The sequence below is a fragment of the Agromyces sp. NPDC058064 genome, assembly GCF_042885275.1.
Classification (GTDB): Bacteria; Actinomycetota; Actinomycetes; order Actinomycetales; family Microbacteriaceae; genus Agromyces.
The window spans coordinates 1-16223 of the sequence record NZ_JBHVSE010000006.1 but is presented as its reverse complement, the minus strand read 5'-3'; the positions used below and the strand labels follow the sequence as shown (position 1 = coordinate 16223).

At 70.4% G+C, this 16223-nt stretch carries 7 protein-coding genes; 3 read left to right on the top strand and 4 right to left on the bottom strand.

What is annotated here, in order from left to right:
• The first annotated feature begins 10 nt into the window (after positions 1–10).
• Positions 11–232 carry a hypothetical protein gene (locus ACFVSL_RS17010; RefSeq protein ID WP_386942168.1) on the top strand — a complete coding sequence of 74 codons (222 nt, stop codon included), beginning with the start codon at positions 11–13 and terminating at the stop codon, positions 230–232.
• Between the two features lie 62 nt (positions 233–294).
• On the opposite strand, the gene ACFVSL_RS17005 is transcribed toward ACFVSL_RS17010, so the two are convergent.
• Positions 295–2166: an alkyl/aryl-sulfatase gene (locus ACFVSL_RS17005; RefSeq protein WP_386942167.1), complete on the bottom strand. Its 1872-nt coding sequence runs from the start codon at positions 2164–2166 to the stop codon at positions 295–297.
• Positions 2167–2314: 148 nt separating this feature from the next.
• Between ACFVSL_RS17005 and ACFVSL_RS17000 the strand changes: the two genes are divergently transcribed.
• Entirely contained in the window at positions 2315–3163 is an 849-nt protein-coding gene (locus ACFVSL_RS17000; RefSeq protein ID WP_386942166.1) for a hypothetical protein, read from the top strand.
• Positions 3164–3221: 58 nt separating this feature from the next.
• On the opposite strand, the gene ACFVSL_RS16995 is transcribed toward ACFVSL_RS17000, so the two are convergent.
• The 3 genes from ACFVSL_RS16995 to ACFVSL_RS16985 all read right to left on the bottom strand — a co-directional run bounded on the left by ACFVSL_RS16995 (position 3222) and on the right by ACFVSL_RS16985 (position 14605).
• Entirely contained in the window at positions 3222–12647 is a 9426-nt protein-coding gene (locus ACFVSL_RS16995; RefSeq protein ID WP_386942165.1) for a DUF5979 domain-containing protein, read from the bottom strand.
• A 130-nt stretch (positions 12648–12777) separates the two neighbouring features.
• Complete coding sequence (locus ACFVSL_RS16990; protein WP_386942164.1) at positions 12778–14064, bottom strand: adenylosuccinate synthase; 1287 nt, start codon at positions 14062–14064, stop codon at positions 12778–12780.
• Between the two features lies 1 nt (position 14065).
• Positions 14066–14605, bottom strand: a complete 540-nt coding sequence (locus tag ACFVSL_RS16985; RefSeq protein WP_386942163.1) for a DUF3151 family protein — start codon at positions 14603–14605, stop codon at positions 14066–14068.
• A 115-nt stretch (positions 14606–14720) separates the two neighbouring features.
• Here ACFVSL_RS16985 and argG point away from each other — a divergent pair, with 115 nt between their 5' ends.
• The gene (gene argG, locus ACFVSL_RS16980) at positions 14721–16151 is read left to right on the top strand and encodes an argininosuccinate synthase (protein WP_386942162.1); all 1431 of its coding nucleotides are present in this window, start codon (positions 14721–14723) and stop codon (positions 16149–16151) included.
• The last annotated feature ends 72 nt before the right edge of the window (positions 16152–16223 follow it).

The window sequence follows — 16223 nt, the reverse complement described above, 5'->3', positions numbered from 1 at the left end:
GTGGGGGGCGATGGGCGCTCTGGACGACATCACGAAGAAGGCACAGGACTTCATCGAGGAGAACAAGGACAAGATCGACGAGGCGCTGAAGAGCGAGCAGGCCGAGGACATCAGCGACAAGATCCTCGACGGCGTGAGCGACGCGGCGAAGAAGGTCGTCGGCGAAGAGCACCACGACAAGATCGACGACGTTCGCGGCCACGTCGACGGCGCCATCGGCACCGAGAAGTAGCCGCAGACGACGAAGGGCGGATGCCGCGGCATCCGCCCTTCGTCGTGCTCTGGCGGCTCGGGCTACGGCAGCACGATCTCGAACGCGGAGTCGCCGGGGCTCAGGACCGCGAGCAGCTGCTGCAGCACGCCGAGGTCGCCCTCGACGGCGAGGCCGGCCGAGTCGAGGTCGCCGGCGACGAGTGCGAGCATTCGCGGCTTCGTCAGCGTGAGGTGCAGCGGGGCCGACCCGTCGGGTTCGCGTTCGACGTGCACGAGCACGCCGTTGCGCAGCGTGAGGTGGAAGCTCCGGCCGAGGTCGCTCACCGTGAGATCGAGCGCGAGGTCGAGATCCCACGCCTTCGGGCCGTCGACCGTGATGGCGACCGCGTCGAAGAGCTGCTCGGGCGTCAGCTGGGCGAGGATCTGCACGGGGTTCGTGACGCTCGGCGTGCCGAAGTTGCCCTCGCGCAGCTCGGTCGCGCCCGAGAGGAAGAAGTTGCGCCACGGACCGCTCTCAGCGCCGTAGCCCAGCTGCTCGAGCGTGTCGGCGTACTGGGCCTTCGCCTGCGCGTCGCCCGGCTCGGCGAACACGGCGTGGTCGAGCAGGGTCGCAGCCCACCGGAAGTCACCCGCGTCGAACGCCTCCTGTGCGAGCTCGAGCACCCGCTCGATTCCGCCCATCGCCTCGACGTACCGCTCGGCCTGGGCCTTCGGCGGGTGCGGCCAGAGGCGGGCCGGGTTGCCGTCGAACCATCCCATGTAGCGCTGGTAGATCGCCTTGACGTTGTGGCTCACCGTGCCGTAGTAGCCGCGGGCGTGCCAGGCGTTCTCGAGCGCGGGCGGCAGCTGGATCGCCTCGGCGATCTCGGCGCCCTGCAGGCCCTGATTGAGCATCCGCAGCGTCTGGTCGTGCAGGTAGCCGTACAGGTCGCGCTGCAGCCCGAGGAATTCGACGATCTCGGCGTTGCCCCAGGTCGGCCAGTGGTGCGAGGCGAACAGGACCTCGGCCTCGCCCCCGAAGCGCTCGATCGCCTCGGTCAAGTACTGCGACCAGACGTGCGGGTCGCGCACGAGCGCGCCGCGCAGCGTGAGCAGGTTGTGCAGCGTGTGGGTGGCGTTCTCGGCCATGCACAGCGCCCGGTACTTCGGGAAGTAGAAGTGCATCTCGCTCGGCGCCTCGGTGCCCGGCGCCATCTGGAACTCGATCTCGAGCCCGTCGACGGTGTGCGTCTGCCCGGTCGTCTCGATCTCGACGGTCGGCACGATGAGCGTCGACTCGCCCGTCGAGGTCGTCTGGCCGAGTCCCGCGCCGACGGATCCGCGCGGGCCGCGCTCGAGCGCCGCACCGTACATGTAGCCCGCTCGACGGCCCATGGCGATGCCGGCATAGACGTTCTCGGCGACCGCGTGACCGACGAGCCCCTCGGGGGCGATGATCTCGACCTCGCCGGCCTCGACCTGCGCCTGGTCGACGATGCCCTGAACCCCGCCGAAGTGGTCGATGTGGGAGTGCGTGAAGATCACGGCACTGATCGGCCGGTCGCCGCGGTGCTCGCGGTAGAGGGCCATGGCTGCCGCGGCGGTCTCGGTCGAGATGAGCGGGTCGACGACGATCACGCCGGTGTCGCCCTCGATGAACGACATCACCGAGAGATCGAGTCCGCGCACCTGGTAGAGCCCCGGCACGACCTCGAACAGGCCGTGCCGCGCGACGAGCTTGGACTGCCGCCAGAGGCTGGGGTTCACCGTGTCGGGCGCGTCGCCGCTCAGGAAGTCGTACGTCGAGGCATCCCATACGACCTCACCCGAAGCGTTGCGGATCTTCGGGTCGTCCAGCGTGCCGATGAAGCCGCGCTCGACCGCCGCGAAGTCGGCGTCGTCCTCGAACGGGAGGCTTCCCAGCAGTGCGTGATTCTGGGCGATGATGGCGTCGCTCGCGTCGTGTCGTGTCATGTCGGATCCCCTCTTGCGGGGGATGTCCCCGCTTCTGCAGTCTGTCCGACGGCGGGTACCTGGGCAAAACGCAGGCCGCGGTCGGTCCTGGCGCCGACGGACGAATGGCCCGGCCTCACCGCCCGGCCGCCGTCGCGGGCGGATGCTGGTGCTGAGCGGCACCACCGCGCACGGGAATCGAGGCACCATGGGCTCGATCGGCAGGGCTGGGTCGACCATCGCGGTCGTTGCGGGCGTCGCGCTCCTCTCGGGCTGCATCGCGACCGCCGAGGCACCGGAGTCGTCTGCTCCGCCCGGCGGGGATGCCGCGGCACTGCCCGTCGGCGATGAGCCGGTGACCCTCGACCCCGGCGAGTTCACGACCGAGATCGACAATCCGTACTGGCCGATGGAGCCCGGCACCCAGTGGGTCTACCGCGAGACCGACCCCGACGGGGACCTCACCGTGCGGGTCACCGTCACCTCGGCCACGAAGCAGGTCGCGAACGGTATCGAGGCGCGCGTCGTGCGCGACACCGTCACCCGGGGCGACGAGCTCGTCGAGGACACCTTCGACTGGTACGCCCAGGACGCGAACGGCGCGATCTGGTACCTCGGCGAGCAGACCGCGGAGTTCGAGGGCGGCGAGATGGTGTCGACCGAAGGCAGCTTCGAGGCGGGCGTCGACGGAGCGCTGCCGGGCGTCGCGCTGCCGGCCGACCCGCAGCCCGGTATGGCGTACCGGCAGGAGTATCTCGAGGGCGAGGCGGAGGACGCCGGTGCGGTGCTCGGCGTGGAGGAGCTCGTCGAGGTGCCGTACGGCGCGTCCGAGGGCGCGCTGCTCACGCGCGACACGACGCCGCTCGAACCCGACGTCGAGGAGCTGAAGTTCTACGCGACGGGCGTCGGACCGGTGCTCACGCTGGCCGTCTCGGGCGGTGCGGGACGGGAGGAACTGCTCGAGGTGCGCACGGTGCCCGAGGGCACCGGCACCGGGCCGCTCGGCTCACCCGAGTGACGACGAGGGGCGGATGCCTCGCAGCAGCCGCCCCTCTCGCTCGCATCAGCCGGCCCGATCAGGCCGTCCTGCGGCGACGCCGGAGCACGACGAGCGCGATCGCCGCGAGCCCGCCGCCGACGAGCAGCAGGGCGACCGTGAGCCGCGCCTCGAGCCCGTCGACGCCGGTCGACGGGATCGGGGCGTCGAACCGGTTGTCGACCGTGATGGTCACGACCTCGTCGGAGCCGACGACGACCGGGTTCGCCTCGGTCGCGCTCACCGTCACCTCGACGGCGCCGCCGGCGTCGGTCTCCTCGGCCCAGCACTCGGCGCCGACCGGCAATTCATCGAACCTCGCCGTCTCACCGGCCGTGATCGAGACGGTCTCGTCGAGCGCGACGAACGGGTCGTTGCCGCCCCGGTCGAGCACGCACGTCACGGCGATCTCGAAGGTCCTGCCCTCGGCCTCGGCCGTTGCGCCCGACACCGTCTTCTCGAGCTCGAGGCTGCCGTATTCGAAGGTGTTCGTCGCCGTCAGGGTCAGGCGCTGGGCCGCTCCCGACTCCTCGACGATCGCCGCGTTCTCGTAGGAGTCGAAGTCGATCGCGTCGTCGGTCGCCCCGCCGTCATCCGTCTCGACGCCGAAGCAGTGCGTGCCGAGCGGCAGCTGCACCGGCACGCCCTGTGCGTCGACGATCTCGACGGTCTCGCCGCCGATGATCTCGACGGGCGCGTCGTACAACGTCACGAGCGAGCCGTCGATCTCGACCTGGCAGGTCACCTGCACGGTGAACACCGCGTCGGTCGCCCACTCGGCGTCGGCGGCGTCGCCATCGACCTCCTTCGTGAGCTCGACGGTGCCGAGCGAGAACTCGTTCACGAAGCCGGCCGTGACGACGGTCTCGACGCCCTCCTCGGCCTGGTCGGGAATGGTCACCGTGACCGGCGCCGCCGGCTCGTCGGCATGCCCGGCATCGGTCTCGGTGACGACGCACACGGCATCGACGGGGATGCCGGTGATCGTGTCGCTGCGGAACGGTCCCTCGCCGCCGTCGCTCACGACGACGAGCTCCTGGTCGACCACGGTCTGGTCCTCGTACGTGCAGACGACCTGGAAGACGTACTCGCCCTCCGAGAACACCGGCGCCCCAGGGCCCGCGACGTGCTTGAGCACGTCGAGTGCGCCGGTGCGGAACTCGTTCTCGATGTCGACCCTGACGGGCTCGGCGCCCTCGGCCGAGTCGTCGCCGACGACGAAGGTCTCGGGCGTCACCGTCGACTCGGTCGCCCCGCCCTCGTCGATCTCGCTCACCCAGCACTCGGCCCCGGTCGGCAGGTTCTCGACGAGCCAGACGTCGCCCGGGGCATCCTTCGTGAGGGTGTGGATGCCGTCGTAGACGGTGTCGGGGTCGGCCGACGGCAGGGTGCAGACGAGCCGCACCTCGAAGTCGCCGAAGGTCCCGCCCCAGGCATCCGCGCCGGTGCCGGTGACCGCCTTCACGACGGAGACCGAGCCGACCGTGTAGTGGTTCGTGACCGCGACGACGTTGACGAGCTCGTCGTCGACGTCGGGCTGCAGGATGAACTCGGCACCCGTCACCGACCCGAGGTCGTCGTCGATGCCGTTCTGCGTCACGACGATCGTCGTGCCGGCGGCGCCGCCCTGCTCGGTCTCCTCGACCGCGCATGTCGCGCCGGCGGGAAGCCCGGTGTAGCTCTGCTCCTCGCCGTCCCGCAGCACGAACTGCTCGTCGAGCACGGTGTCGCCCTCGAACACGCAGCTCGCGGTGAAGGCGTAGCTCGTGTCGTACTCGATCGGGTCGCCGCTCGCGTTCTCGGCGCCGCCGTTGTCGACCGACTTCGTCACGGTGAACCCCGCGTCGGGGAAGACGTTCGTCACGGTGATCGTGATGGGCGTCTCGCCGCCGTCGACGACGACGGGGTCGTCGGCCGTCGCGCTGATCTCGATGCTCCACGCACCCTGGCCGTCGGGCTCCTCGGCGTAGCAGTCCGACCCGATCGGGATGTCGGTGAGCGTCGTCTGCTCGCCGCCCTGGAGCTCGACCGGCTCCCGGTCGTAGCTCACGACCGGGTCGTTGCCCGGGCCTCGGTCGAGCGTGCACGTCACGAGGATCTCGAAGGTCTTGCCCTCGGCGTACGACGCCGCGTCCCCGTCGAGCTCCTTCTCGATCACGAGGTCGGCGAGGTCGAAGGTGTTCGTCGCGGTGATCGCGAGCTCCTGCGCCTCGTCGCCCTCGTCGGCCACCACGATGACGGCGTCGTCGAACGAATCGTGATCGACGCTCGACGAGGTCGCCCCGGCGTCGTCGGTCTCCTCGCCCCAGCAGTGCGTGCCGAGCGGCAACAGGATCGGGTCGCCCGTCGCCGGGTCGGTGATCGTGACCGTCTGGCCGCCCGTCACCTCGACGTCGCCGTCGAAGAGCGGGTCGCCTCCGTCGGTGAGCGAGCACGTGACGTGCACCGTGTAGGTGGCGTCCACGAAGTCGGGGTTCTCGGATGCCTCGCCCTCGAGCTCCTTCGTGACCGAGACGGTGCCCGCCGAGAAGTGGTTGTCGAGCTCGGCCGTCGCGAGCTGCGGGATGCCGTCGGCCTCGTCGGGGATCGTCACCTCGACCGGGTCGGGCAGCGCGTCGGCCCCGCCGGCGTCGGTCTCGGTCACCGTGCACGCTGCGCCGACGGGCAGCCCGGTGACGGTCTCGCTCGTGAGCGGGCCGGCGGTGCCGTCGCCCGTGATCGTGAGCGTGCCCTCGCCGACCGTCGCGCCGTCGTAGGTGCAGAGGTAGTCGAACTCGAAGTCGACGCCCTCGGTGAAGCCGGCGCCCGGCCCGGACACCGTCTTCGCGATGTCGAAGCCGCCGAGGCGGTAGTCGTTCGTGACGGTGACGACGACGGGGTCGCCTTCGTCACCGGCGACGCCGATCGTGATCGGCTGGTCGGGCGTGATGATCACCTGCGTCGCACCGCCCGTGTCGGGCTCGGTGACGGTGCACTCGGAGCCCGTCGGCAGGTCGTCGACCGGCCAGGTCTCGCCGTCGGCGATCGTGTGCGTGTCGTCGTAGACCGGGTTCGTCGTCGCCTGGTCCCACGTGCAGACGAGCCGCACCTCGAACGAGTCGGCCGCCCCGGCGGCGCCCGATCCGGTGACCTCCTTGGTGACCGCGATCGAGCCGACCGTGTAGGTGTTCGTCACGGCGACGAGCGTCGCGTGCATGCCGTCGCCGTCGGGAAGGATCGTGAAGTCGACGCTCGTGCCGTCGACGTCCTGCGTCTCCTGGGCCCGCTCGGTGACGACGATCGTCGTTCCGGTTGCGCCGCCGGCATCGGTCTCTGTCACGGTGCAGTCGGAACCGACGGGCACCCCGGCGACGGTCTTCGTGTCTCCGTCGTGGAGCGTGAAGCTGCGGTCGCCGCTCGCGAGCACCTCCTCGCCGAGGAAGGTGCAGGATGCGGTGAACTCGTATGCCGAGTCGAACTCGATCGGAATCCCGTCCTGGTCGACGGCGCCCGGATCGTTCACGACCGCCTTCGAGACCGAGAAGCCGCCGAGCTCGTAGGTGTTGGTGACCGTCACCTGCTCGAGCTCGCCGTCGTCCGGGGCGGGGTGATGGATGCTCGGGTTGCCCGTGAGGTCCCGCCGCGCGGTGACCTCGCCCGAGGTCGCACCGTCGGGGCCGGCGGGGTCGTAGGTCACCGTCGACCCCTGCGACGGCACCTCGCTCACCGTGCAGTCGGCGTACATCGGCAGGTTGGTACCGGCGCCGACCGGCACGACCGTGCCGTCGGCCGGGACCGTGACGGGCGAGGCCGCGCCGCCGTCGGTGTCGACGAGGGTGACGCCCTCGCCGCCCGAGGTGCAGACGAGGTTGAAGTCGTATGAGGGCGGCAGCGGAGCCGTCCATCCGTCGGGGACGACGACCTCCTTCTGCAGCGCGATCTCGCCCGTCGGCACCGCAACGCCGGAGCGCACGGGCTCGACCGGTCCCTGGTAGATCTCGCTGCCGTTGAAGTCGGCGCGCGAACCGGCGGCGACGGCGTTCCAGGCGATCGGCAGCCCGCCGTCGTACGCGTTCGGCACGTCGAACGGCGTGCGCGTGTCGAAGGTGAGCCCGCCGGTCGCACCGGGCTCGAGGCTCTCGGGACCGGGCCACGTCACGACCGCCTTGATCGCCTTGGCGGTCGCGAGCTCGTCGGCCGGCGTGGCGTTCGTGAACTCGATCCAGTCGCGCGAGCTGACGTCGGCGTAGCACGCGTCGGTCGTCGGCATGCTACCGGCGCGGGCGCTCCACTCGATGTCCTTCGCGTTGCACGCGCGGTCCGGCACCGTCGTCATGTAGTAGAGCGTCGTGACGGCGCCTCCGGTGGGCTCCGAGACGTTGCCGAGGAAGATCGGCGACCACTCCGAGCCCCGCGCAGTGCCGACCGTGACGCCCGTGTCGCCGATGGCGGGCAGCACGTCGATTCCGGCCACCGCCTCGGCGCCGACGTTGCCCAGGTTGGTGAAGCCGAGCACCCATCGCTCGACGCCACCGGGCCGCGTGATCGGCACGCAGTTGTTGCGGTAGTACCCCGCGATGCCCGAATTCGGTTCGGCGCAGCCGGCGGCGTCGCCGGTGTGGTTGAGCACGCCGAGGTCGTCGTAGTTCGGGTCACCGGGCTCGGCACCGGGCACTCCGGCCCCGACGCCCTTGACGCCCTTGACGAGGGAGATGGGCGCGGCGGCGGTCGGGTTCACCGTCGTGTTCGAGGTGCAGTTCTCGACGTCGGTCGTCTGCGGGTTCGTGATCGTGCCGAGGCTGCTCGAGTCGCACGTGTCGAAGAGGCGGTCGCTCGCCGCGGTGACGGTGTTGCCGACGGGGGTGCCCGGGGCGAGCCCGGGCCGGAATCGCAGTGCCGCCGAGATCACGAGCTTGTCGCCCGGGTTGAACACGAAGCCGTCGGGCACCGTGATCGTCACGAGCCCGGTCGCCGTGTCGAGCTCGCCGGAGAAGCCGGAGGCATCAAGCACGGTGCCGTCGGCGGCCGTCAGCGTGAACCCGAACGTGGGCGTCACGTTGGGGGCGGGGACGAGCAGCGAACCGTTCGGGTCGGTCGCGACCTGGTCGGTCAGTTCGAGCCCGGTGATCGGCCACTGCCCGGTGTTCGTGATCGTCATCTTGTACGGGATCGTTCCCGACGGCGGGAACTGCTGCGAGGCCGCGCCGTCCTTGCCGTTGCCCGGGGTCTTCACGACCTCGATGCCGTTCGGCAGGTGCTTCAGCACGGTGGCGTCGGTCGCGTCGGCATCGGCCGACCACTGCGTGCCGCCCTGGTCCGTCCACGACCCCTCGCCGTGCACGTCGACCGTGTCGGTCGTCGTGCCCGCGGCGGTCTCGCCGGGGGCCACCGGCACCTCGATGCCAGGCTGGGTCGACGGCACCGGGGTGTCGGTCTCGCCGTTCGGGCCGTAGCGCAGGTCCACGAGCTGGTTCGCCGTGAACTTGATCGGCACGACCGGGTTGATCGGGTTCTCCCAGTTCGAGGCCGCGTCGTCGACGCGGAACTCGAATCGCAGTCCGAGCACGTCGCCCTCGACCACGCCGTCGGGCAGCTCCGGGACGACGTTGCCGCCGGAGTCGGCCTGCTGCCAGTCGCCCACCGTCCAGCAGTCGGTGAGGTCGCTCGAGCCCGCACAGGTCTGGCTCAGCACGTTCGTGCCGCTGTCGAAGGAGTACTCGACCCCGGTCAGCGCCGAGACCCGGACCTGCCGGACCGGCGTCGGCAGGGTCGCCTGCGGGAAGGCCGCGAACTCGAACTGGTTCCAGAACGTCGGATCCTCGTCGGTGATCGTGAGGACCGTCGTGCGCACGTTGCCGGTCGGCTGGCCGGTGAGCGTGATCGTGTAGCCCTCGCGCGGTTCGTCCTCGACGCGGTCGTTCGCGTCCGCCGAGGTGTCCGGCGTCACGATGTCCTTCGTCGCGGCCACGCCGTAGCTCGCTGCGACGAACGGCAGCGTGTCGGTGTCGGTGCCCGTCGCGGTGTCGATCGCGGGGTTGCCGCCGGGCCGGATCACCTGGGCTCCGGCGACGTTCGTCGCGAGGTCGGCCGTGGTCACGGGGTTCACCGGGTTGCTGCGCTCGGTCTTGCGGAGCTGGAAGGTGAGCACGACCGAGGCCGTCGCCTTCGACTCGATCACCACCTCGTCGGCGTCGGTGTGCACGACCGAGAAGCCGATCACATCGGCGAGCTCGGCCGGGCTGAGCGCCTGCGCGTCAGCGATGGTGTAGTCGGTCGTACCGCCGCCCTCGCGGGTCAGCGTGACCGTCGACGACGTCGCCGCGTCGGGCACCGTGATCGTGCCGATCGCGTAGAGGTTCAGGAGCTCGTAGGTGTTCGTCTCACTGCCCGGTGCAGGATCGGCGATCGAGAGGGTCTGCACCTCGGCCTCGGTCTCGTTCCGCGCGGTGATCGTCGCGTTCACGAGCGGGTAGGTGTCGGCCGGGGTCGTCTCGGGCGGGATCGGCAGCTCGTCCTGGTCGAAGGTCTTCGAGACGGACACGTTCACGGTCGAGTCGAGGATCGTGATGAGGTCGGAGTCGCTCTGCTCGATCGGCTGCGGACCCGCGCCCTGGATCTCGGCCGTGTTGTTCACGACGCCGGGCTGGCCCGAGTTGTAGTCCTCCGTGTGCAGTATGCCGGTCACCGGGCCGCCGGTGCTGCGCGTGAAGTCGCGCAGCTCGAACACGAGATCGAGGTCGCGGTCGTGCCCGTACGAGGGCGCGACGCCCGAACCGGCGGTCGGCTGCCCCGCGCCGCCGCGAGCGGAGCCCTCGGCGTAGGTGAGTCGCACGGCCCGGGTCGACTCGACCTCGTCGGCGTCGAGCACGTATCCGGGGAACGCCCCGTCGCAGTCGGCCGCCGTGGCGCAGGCCTTGCTCGTGATGTCGACCCAGGCGCCCGTGCCGGTGCCTTCGTCGAACGCGAAGAGCTCGACCTTCGACACCCGGTCGTACTGCATCGACGCGTCGAGGCTCGCGTCGATCGGGGCGATCTCGACGAGGTTCCACGCGTCGAAGGCGGAGTTCGCGATCGCCGTGTCGTCGTAGGCGGGGCCGGCCGTCGGGTCGTCGGTGATCGTCACGGTGTCGAAGGGCACGCCCTCGGTCGACCACGAGATGCGGGCGGTCCGCCGGTCCTCGGTGAACGCGAAGAGCGGATCTGCGGCGTCGATCAGCCAGTGCTTCTCGAAGAGGTCGGGGCCGTCGCCGCCGTCGATCGGGTTGAGGTCGATCTGGTCGCCGTCGGTCGCCGTGTTGTCGTCGGGCGTGACGTCGTTGTCGTTGTGCACCTCGGAGCCGGCGAGATTCGGCACGGTCAGCGGATCGGCCTCGGCCGCGGCATCCGCCACCGAACCCGAGCCGTCGCGGAACTGGTCGCGCGTCTCGACAGTGATCGACGGGGCCACCTGGAACCCGGGCGGCAGGAGCTCGCCCTCTTTCGGCGTGTAGACGAACTGGATGCCCTGGATCTCATCCTGCGTCACGGGCGCGGTGCCGCCCGGCACCGAGAGCACGAGCGTGCCTTCGCCGTCGAGCTGGCCGCCCGGCAGCGCCACCCATTCGCTGCCGTCCCAGTAGTTCACCTGCAGGTCGGCGTTGGCGGGTACGCCGGCGACGATCTGGGTGAGGTCGAAGGTGTTCCAGAACGGATCGACGGCCCCCGGCTGCGGATCCGCCGGGTCGCTGATGACGAGCACGTCCGAGCCGACCGTCGAGGCGTTCGCGCCCTCGTCGTTCACATGGGCGTTGAAGCTCACGTCGGTCGTCGAGCCGGGCACCGCCCACTGCGAGTCGCGTGCGATGTTCTTGTCGATCGTCGTCGAGACGCGGCCCGGCTGACGGGTCGAGTCGTCGCTGGCCGTGTCGGCGCCGCTCTTGCCCGTCTGGTCGGTGACGGTCGAGGTCGTCTCGTTCGTCGACGTGACGTCCTCGCCGTCGACGGGCTGCGCGACGACGTCGAAGGGCACGGTCGCCGTGCCGTTCTGGATGATCGGCCCGGTGAAGGTCACGGTGAATCCGACGACCTCACCGAGGTCTTCGAGCTCGGGGTCGGGCAGCGTGTTCGGGGTGTCGGCCGTGAGCGTCTCGGTCTCGCCGTCGGCGTACTCGTAGGTGATCGTCGCGCCGGTCGCGTTCGGGGGCCAGGTGACCCCGCTCGTGAAGCCGTCGAAGGTGAGGCCCTGGTCGGCGAGGTTCGGCTGGCCCGGTGTCGGCTCCTGGATGACCATCTCGGTCACGGGCCTGAAGCCGTTGGTCGCCTCGATCGTCGCGGTGGTCTGCTGCCCCGCGAGCAGGTTCGGGTTGGCGAAGTTCTTCGTGACCTCGACGAACGGACCGGTGTTCGAGATCACCACGTCGCCGGGCGCCGTCTTCGGCGTGCTCGGGGTGTCGTGCACCACGACGTTCGACGACGCCGTGTTCGGCACCTGGACCGACTGGTCGAGCGGGATTCCGAGCACCGTGTCGTTCGTCTCGGCGCCGATGCCGATCTCGGCCCCCTCGTCGCCCGACGGCGGCAGCTGGTCTCCGGTCGACGAGCTGAACGTGAAGCGGAGCCCCTTCACGTCCTCCTGCGGAACGCCGGCGGGGATCCCCGAGGGGTCGGCGGGGATCGGCCCGGGGCCGTACGCCGAGGTCCAGTTGCCGTCGGCGTCGAGCCATTCGATCTCGACCTGGTCGGCTCCGGCCGGCGGCGTGATCGAGGTGATGCCCGTGAAGTCGAAGTAGCCGTCGAAGGGACTCGCGACGCCGTCGGCCGGGTCCTGCACGACGATCTCGTCGACCGAGCGGTTCGAGGCGTTGCCGCCGCCGATCGTGTAGTCGACGGGCTGGTCGGGCAGGGCGGGCACGCCGGGGGTGCCGTCGGGCTGGTGGTCGTCGACCGACTTCGTGACGGTCGAGTCGAGCACCTCAGGCACCTCGATCGTGATGGCCGCGCTGTCCTCGACGGTGAGCGCGTTGTCGGCGGTCACCCTGGCCGTGTTCACGATCTCGGCATCGTTGTAGTCGGCGCTGATGTCGCTCGGGATCTGCACGAAGACCGTGATCGTGGTCTTCTGCCCCGACGGCTGCCCCGTGCCGGCCGACCCGTCGGTCTCGAAGTCGACCGTGAGGTCCGAGCCGTCGACGGTGACCGTCGAGGCGCCGCCGCCGTTCACCTCGACCGGCGGCTCGACGCTCGGATCGAAGACGAGGGGTGCCGGCAGCGTGTCGGTGAGCTGCGCGTTCACGCAGGTGTCGACGAGGGTGCTGTTGCAGGTCAGCTCGATGGTGTAGCTGAACTTCTCACCGGGGGCGTACGGCGAGGTGTCGGGGTCCACCGACTTGGTGAGGATGAACTCGGCGTCGTCGGGTGCCGCGAACGCGGGTGCCGCTGCCGGAGCGGCGAGACCCACCGCCATGAGCAGGGCCGCGATTCCGGCCAGGGTACGACGAACGATCGGCATCTACTCCCCCTTGCTCGCGGCAGTGTCGCCGCAACGGGTGCGCGGTAGAGCACGCACCCTGCTCCGACACTATCGAAGGGGGTAGAGCAGGTACAGCATCGGGAGGCTCGGAGGGAGCGCGCGGCCCGGCTCAGTCGAGCAGGTCGTGCAGCGTCACGATCTCGTCGCGACCCGGCCCGACGCCGATCGCCGAGATGCGCGATCCGCTCATCGCCTCGAGCTCGCGGACGTACGCCTGCGCGTTCGCGGGCAGGTCGGAGAACTCGCGCGCACCCGAGATGTCCTCCGTCCAGCCGGGGAACTCCTCGTAGATCGGCTTCGCGTGGTGGAAGTCGGACTGCGACACCGGGATCTCGTCGAAGCGCTGGCCGTCGACGTCGTATGCGACGGCGACCGGGATCTTCTCGATGCCGGTGAGCACGTCGAGCTTGGTCAGCACGAAGTCGGTGACGCCGTTGATGCGCGCGGCGTAGCGGGCGATCGGGGCGTCGTACCAGCCGGTGCGGCGCTTGCGGCCGGTGGTGGTGCCGAACTCGTGGCCCTGCTCGGTGAGGAAGTCGCCCCACTCGTCGAACAGCTCGGTCGGGAACGGGCCCGCCCCGACGCGGGTCGTGTACGCCTTGATGACGGCGATCACGCGATCGATCTTGTTCGGGGCGATGCCCGAGCCGGTGATGGCGCCGCCCGACGTCGCGTTCGACGAGGTCACGAACGGGTAGGTGCCGTGGTCGACGTCGAGCATGGTGGCCTGGCCGCCCTCGAAGAGCACGGTCTCGCCGCGCTCGATCGCCTCGTGCAGCAGCAGCGAGGTGTCGGTCACCATCGGGCGCAGCCGGTCGACGTAGCCGAGCAGCTCGTCGACGACCTCGTCGACGCCGATGGCGCGGCGGTTGTAGATCTTGACCAGCAGGTGGTTCTTCTGGTCGAGGGCGCCCTCGACCTTCTGCCGCAGGATGTTCTCGTCGAAGAGGTCCTGCATGCGGATGCCGACGCGGTTGATCTTGTCGGCGTACGACGGGCCGATGCCGCGACCGGTCGTGCCGATCTGGCGCTTGCCGAGGAAGCGCTCGGTCACCTTGTCGAGGGTGCGGTGGTACTGCGTGATGAGGTGCGCGTTCGCCGAGACCTTGAGCTTCGAGACATCCACCCCGCGGGCCTCGAGGCCCTCGAGCTCCTCGAAGAGCACCTCGATGTCGACGACGACGCCGTTCGCGATGACCGGCGTGACGCCGGGCGTCAGGATGCCGGACGGCAGGAGGTGCAGCGCGTACTTCTCGTCGCCGACGACCACGGTGTGACCCGCGTTGTTGCCGCCGTTGAACTTGACGACGTAGTCGAGGCGCGAGCCGAGCAGGTCGGTCGCCTTGCCCTTGCCCTCGTCGCCCCACTGTGCACCGATGAGTACGGCCGCGGGCATGTCAGTCCTCTCCTGCCGTGGCGGGCACGGCGGGTTCTTCGATCAGGTCTCGGGGGGCGGCGTCGGCCTCTGCCGGCGCGAACAGGGCGGCGGGCACGACGGGCATCAGCTGGGTGGGCGTGAACTCGCTCGCGATGCGTGCGGGCGCCTCGGCGTCGGCGCTCGCGAGCTCGTCGGCGAGACGGCCGGCGCGCTCGTCGAGCCCCAGGCCGGCGGCGGCGCGGCGCTGCGTGTCGAGGGCGCGGAGGTAGGCGCGGTTGGGCTCGTCGGCCCACGGCACGGCGCTGCCGGGCTGCCAGCCCGACGCGCTCAGCTGCTCGCGTGCGAGCTCGACGGCGACGGCCGCGTAGGCGAAGGCCTCGATCGCGCGCCCCTCGGAGTCGGCGAGGTCGGCGAGCTCGGTCCAGGCGAGCGGCGATGACGGATGCTCCGCGACGACCGCCGCGACGGAGGCGCGATCGGCCTCGGCCAGCGCCCGACGGACCTCTGGCTCGTCGGCGAGCGACGCCTCGGGCCCCGGGGCAGTTTCTTCTGGAGTCACACTCCACCTTATCGCGGGGCGTGTTTCGGGCCGGTGAAGCGGGCTTCTCGCGGGCCCCCCACTCCGGGCGACGCGGCCCGACGCACCCACCGGCGCGGCCGGTAGGCTTGAACGCATGTCGAAAGTCCTCTCCAGCCTGCCCGTCGGCGAACGCGTCGGCATCGCCTTCTCCGGCGGCCTCGACACCTCGGTCGCGGTCGCGTGGATGCGCGAGAAGGGCGCAGTGCCCTGCACCTACACGGCCGACCTCGGCCAGCCCGACGAGCCCGACGTCGAGGCGGTGCCCGGGCGCGCGATCGAGTACGGCGCGGAGATCTCGCGACTCGTCGACTGCCGTGCGGCGCTCGTCGAAGAGGGCCTCGTCGCCCTGCAGTGCGGTGCCTTCCACATCCGCTCGGGCGGCAAGGCGTACTTCAACACGACGCCGCTCGGTCGTGCCGTCACGGGAACCCTGCTCGTCCGCGCGATGCTCGAAGACGGCGTCGACATCTGGGGCGACGGCTCGACGTACAAGGGCAACGACATCGAGCGGTTCTACCGCTACGGCCTCATGGCCAACCCGCGACTGCGCATCTACAAGCCGTGGCTCGACGCGGACTTCGTCACCGAGCTGGGCGGTCGCGCCGAGATGAGCGAGTGGCTGCAGCAGCGCGAGCTGCCGTACCGCGCCTCGGCCGAGAAGGCGTACTCGACCGACGCGAACATCTGGGGCGCGACGCACGAGGCGAAGGTGCTCGAGGAGCTCAGCGAGGGCATCACCACGGTCGAGCCCATCATGGGCGTAAAGTTCTGGGACGACTCGGTCGAGATCGCCACCGAAGACGTGACGGTCTCGTTCGAGCAGGGCCGCCCGGTCGCACTCAACGGCGTTCGCTACGACGACGCCGTGGAGCTCGTGCTCGAGGCGAACGCCATCGGCGGGCGCCACGGTCTCGGCATGAGCGACCAGATCGAGAACCGCATCATCGAGGCGAAGTCGCGCGGCATCTACGAGGCCCCGGGCATGGCCCTGCTGCACATCGCCTACGAGCGCCTGCTCAACGCGATCCACAACGAAGACACCATCGCGAACTACCACAACGAGGGCCGCCGACTCGGCCGCCTCATGTACGAGGGCCGCTGGCTCGACCCGCAGTCGCTCATGCTGCGCGAGTCCATCGTGCGCTGGGTCGCCTCGGCCGTCACGGGCGAGGTCACGCTGCGCCTGCGTCGCGGCGACGACTACACGATCATGAACACGACGGGCCCCGCGCTCAGCTACCAGCCCGAGAAGCTCTCGATGGAACGCGTCGGCGACCAGGCGTTCGGTCCCGAAGACCGCATCGGCCAGCTCACCATGCGCAACCTCGACATCGCCGACTCGCGTGCGCGCCTCGAGCAGTACGCCCACCTCAACCTGGTCGGCGGCGCGACGGCGGCGCTGGTCGGCGACCTGGCGGCGAGCGGCACCGCGGCCGAGATCACGGCCGGCGGCGCCGAGAGCGACCTCGAGGCCGCGACCGACGCGGCGAACGAGGCCGCGGCGTTCGACCTCGGCACCGACTGAGCGGCGGCACGCACCGCAGCGACGACGAAGGCCGGCCGGGGGGGGCCCCCCCGGCCGGGGCGGGGCGGGGGC

Excerpts from the sequence above, each read along its gene's own strand:
- argG (WP_386942162.1), top strand. The coding sequence starts at position 14,721 with ATGTCGAAAGTCCTCTCCAGCCTGCCCGTCGGCGAACGCGTCGGCATC.
- ACFVSL_RS16990 (WP_386942164.1), bottom strand. The coding sequence starts at position 14,064 with ATGCCCGCGGCCGTACTCATCGGTGCACAGTGGGGCGACGAGGGCAAG.
- ACFVSL_RS17005 (WP_386942167.1), bottom strand. The coding sequence starts at position 2,166 with ATGACACGACACGACGCGAGCGACGCCATCATCGCCCAGAATCACGCA.
- ACFVSL_RS16995 (WP_386942165.1), bottom strand. The coding sequence starts at position 12,647 with ATGCCGATCGTTCGTCGTACCCTGGCCGGAATCGCGGCCCTGCTCATG.
- ACFVSL_RS17010 (WP_386942168.1), top strand. The coding sequence starts at position 11 with ATGGGCGCTCTGGACGACATCACGAAGAAGGCACAGGACTTCATCGAG.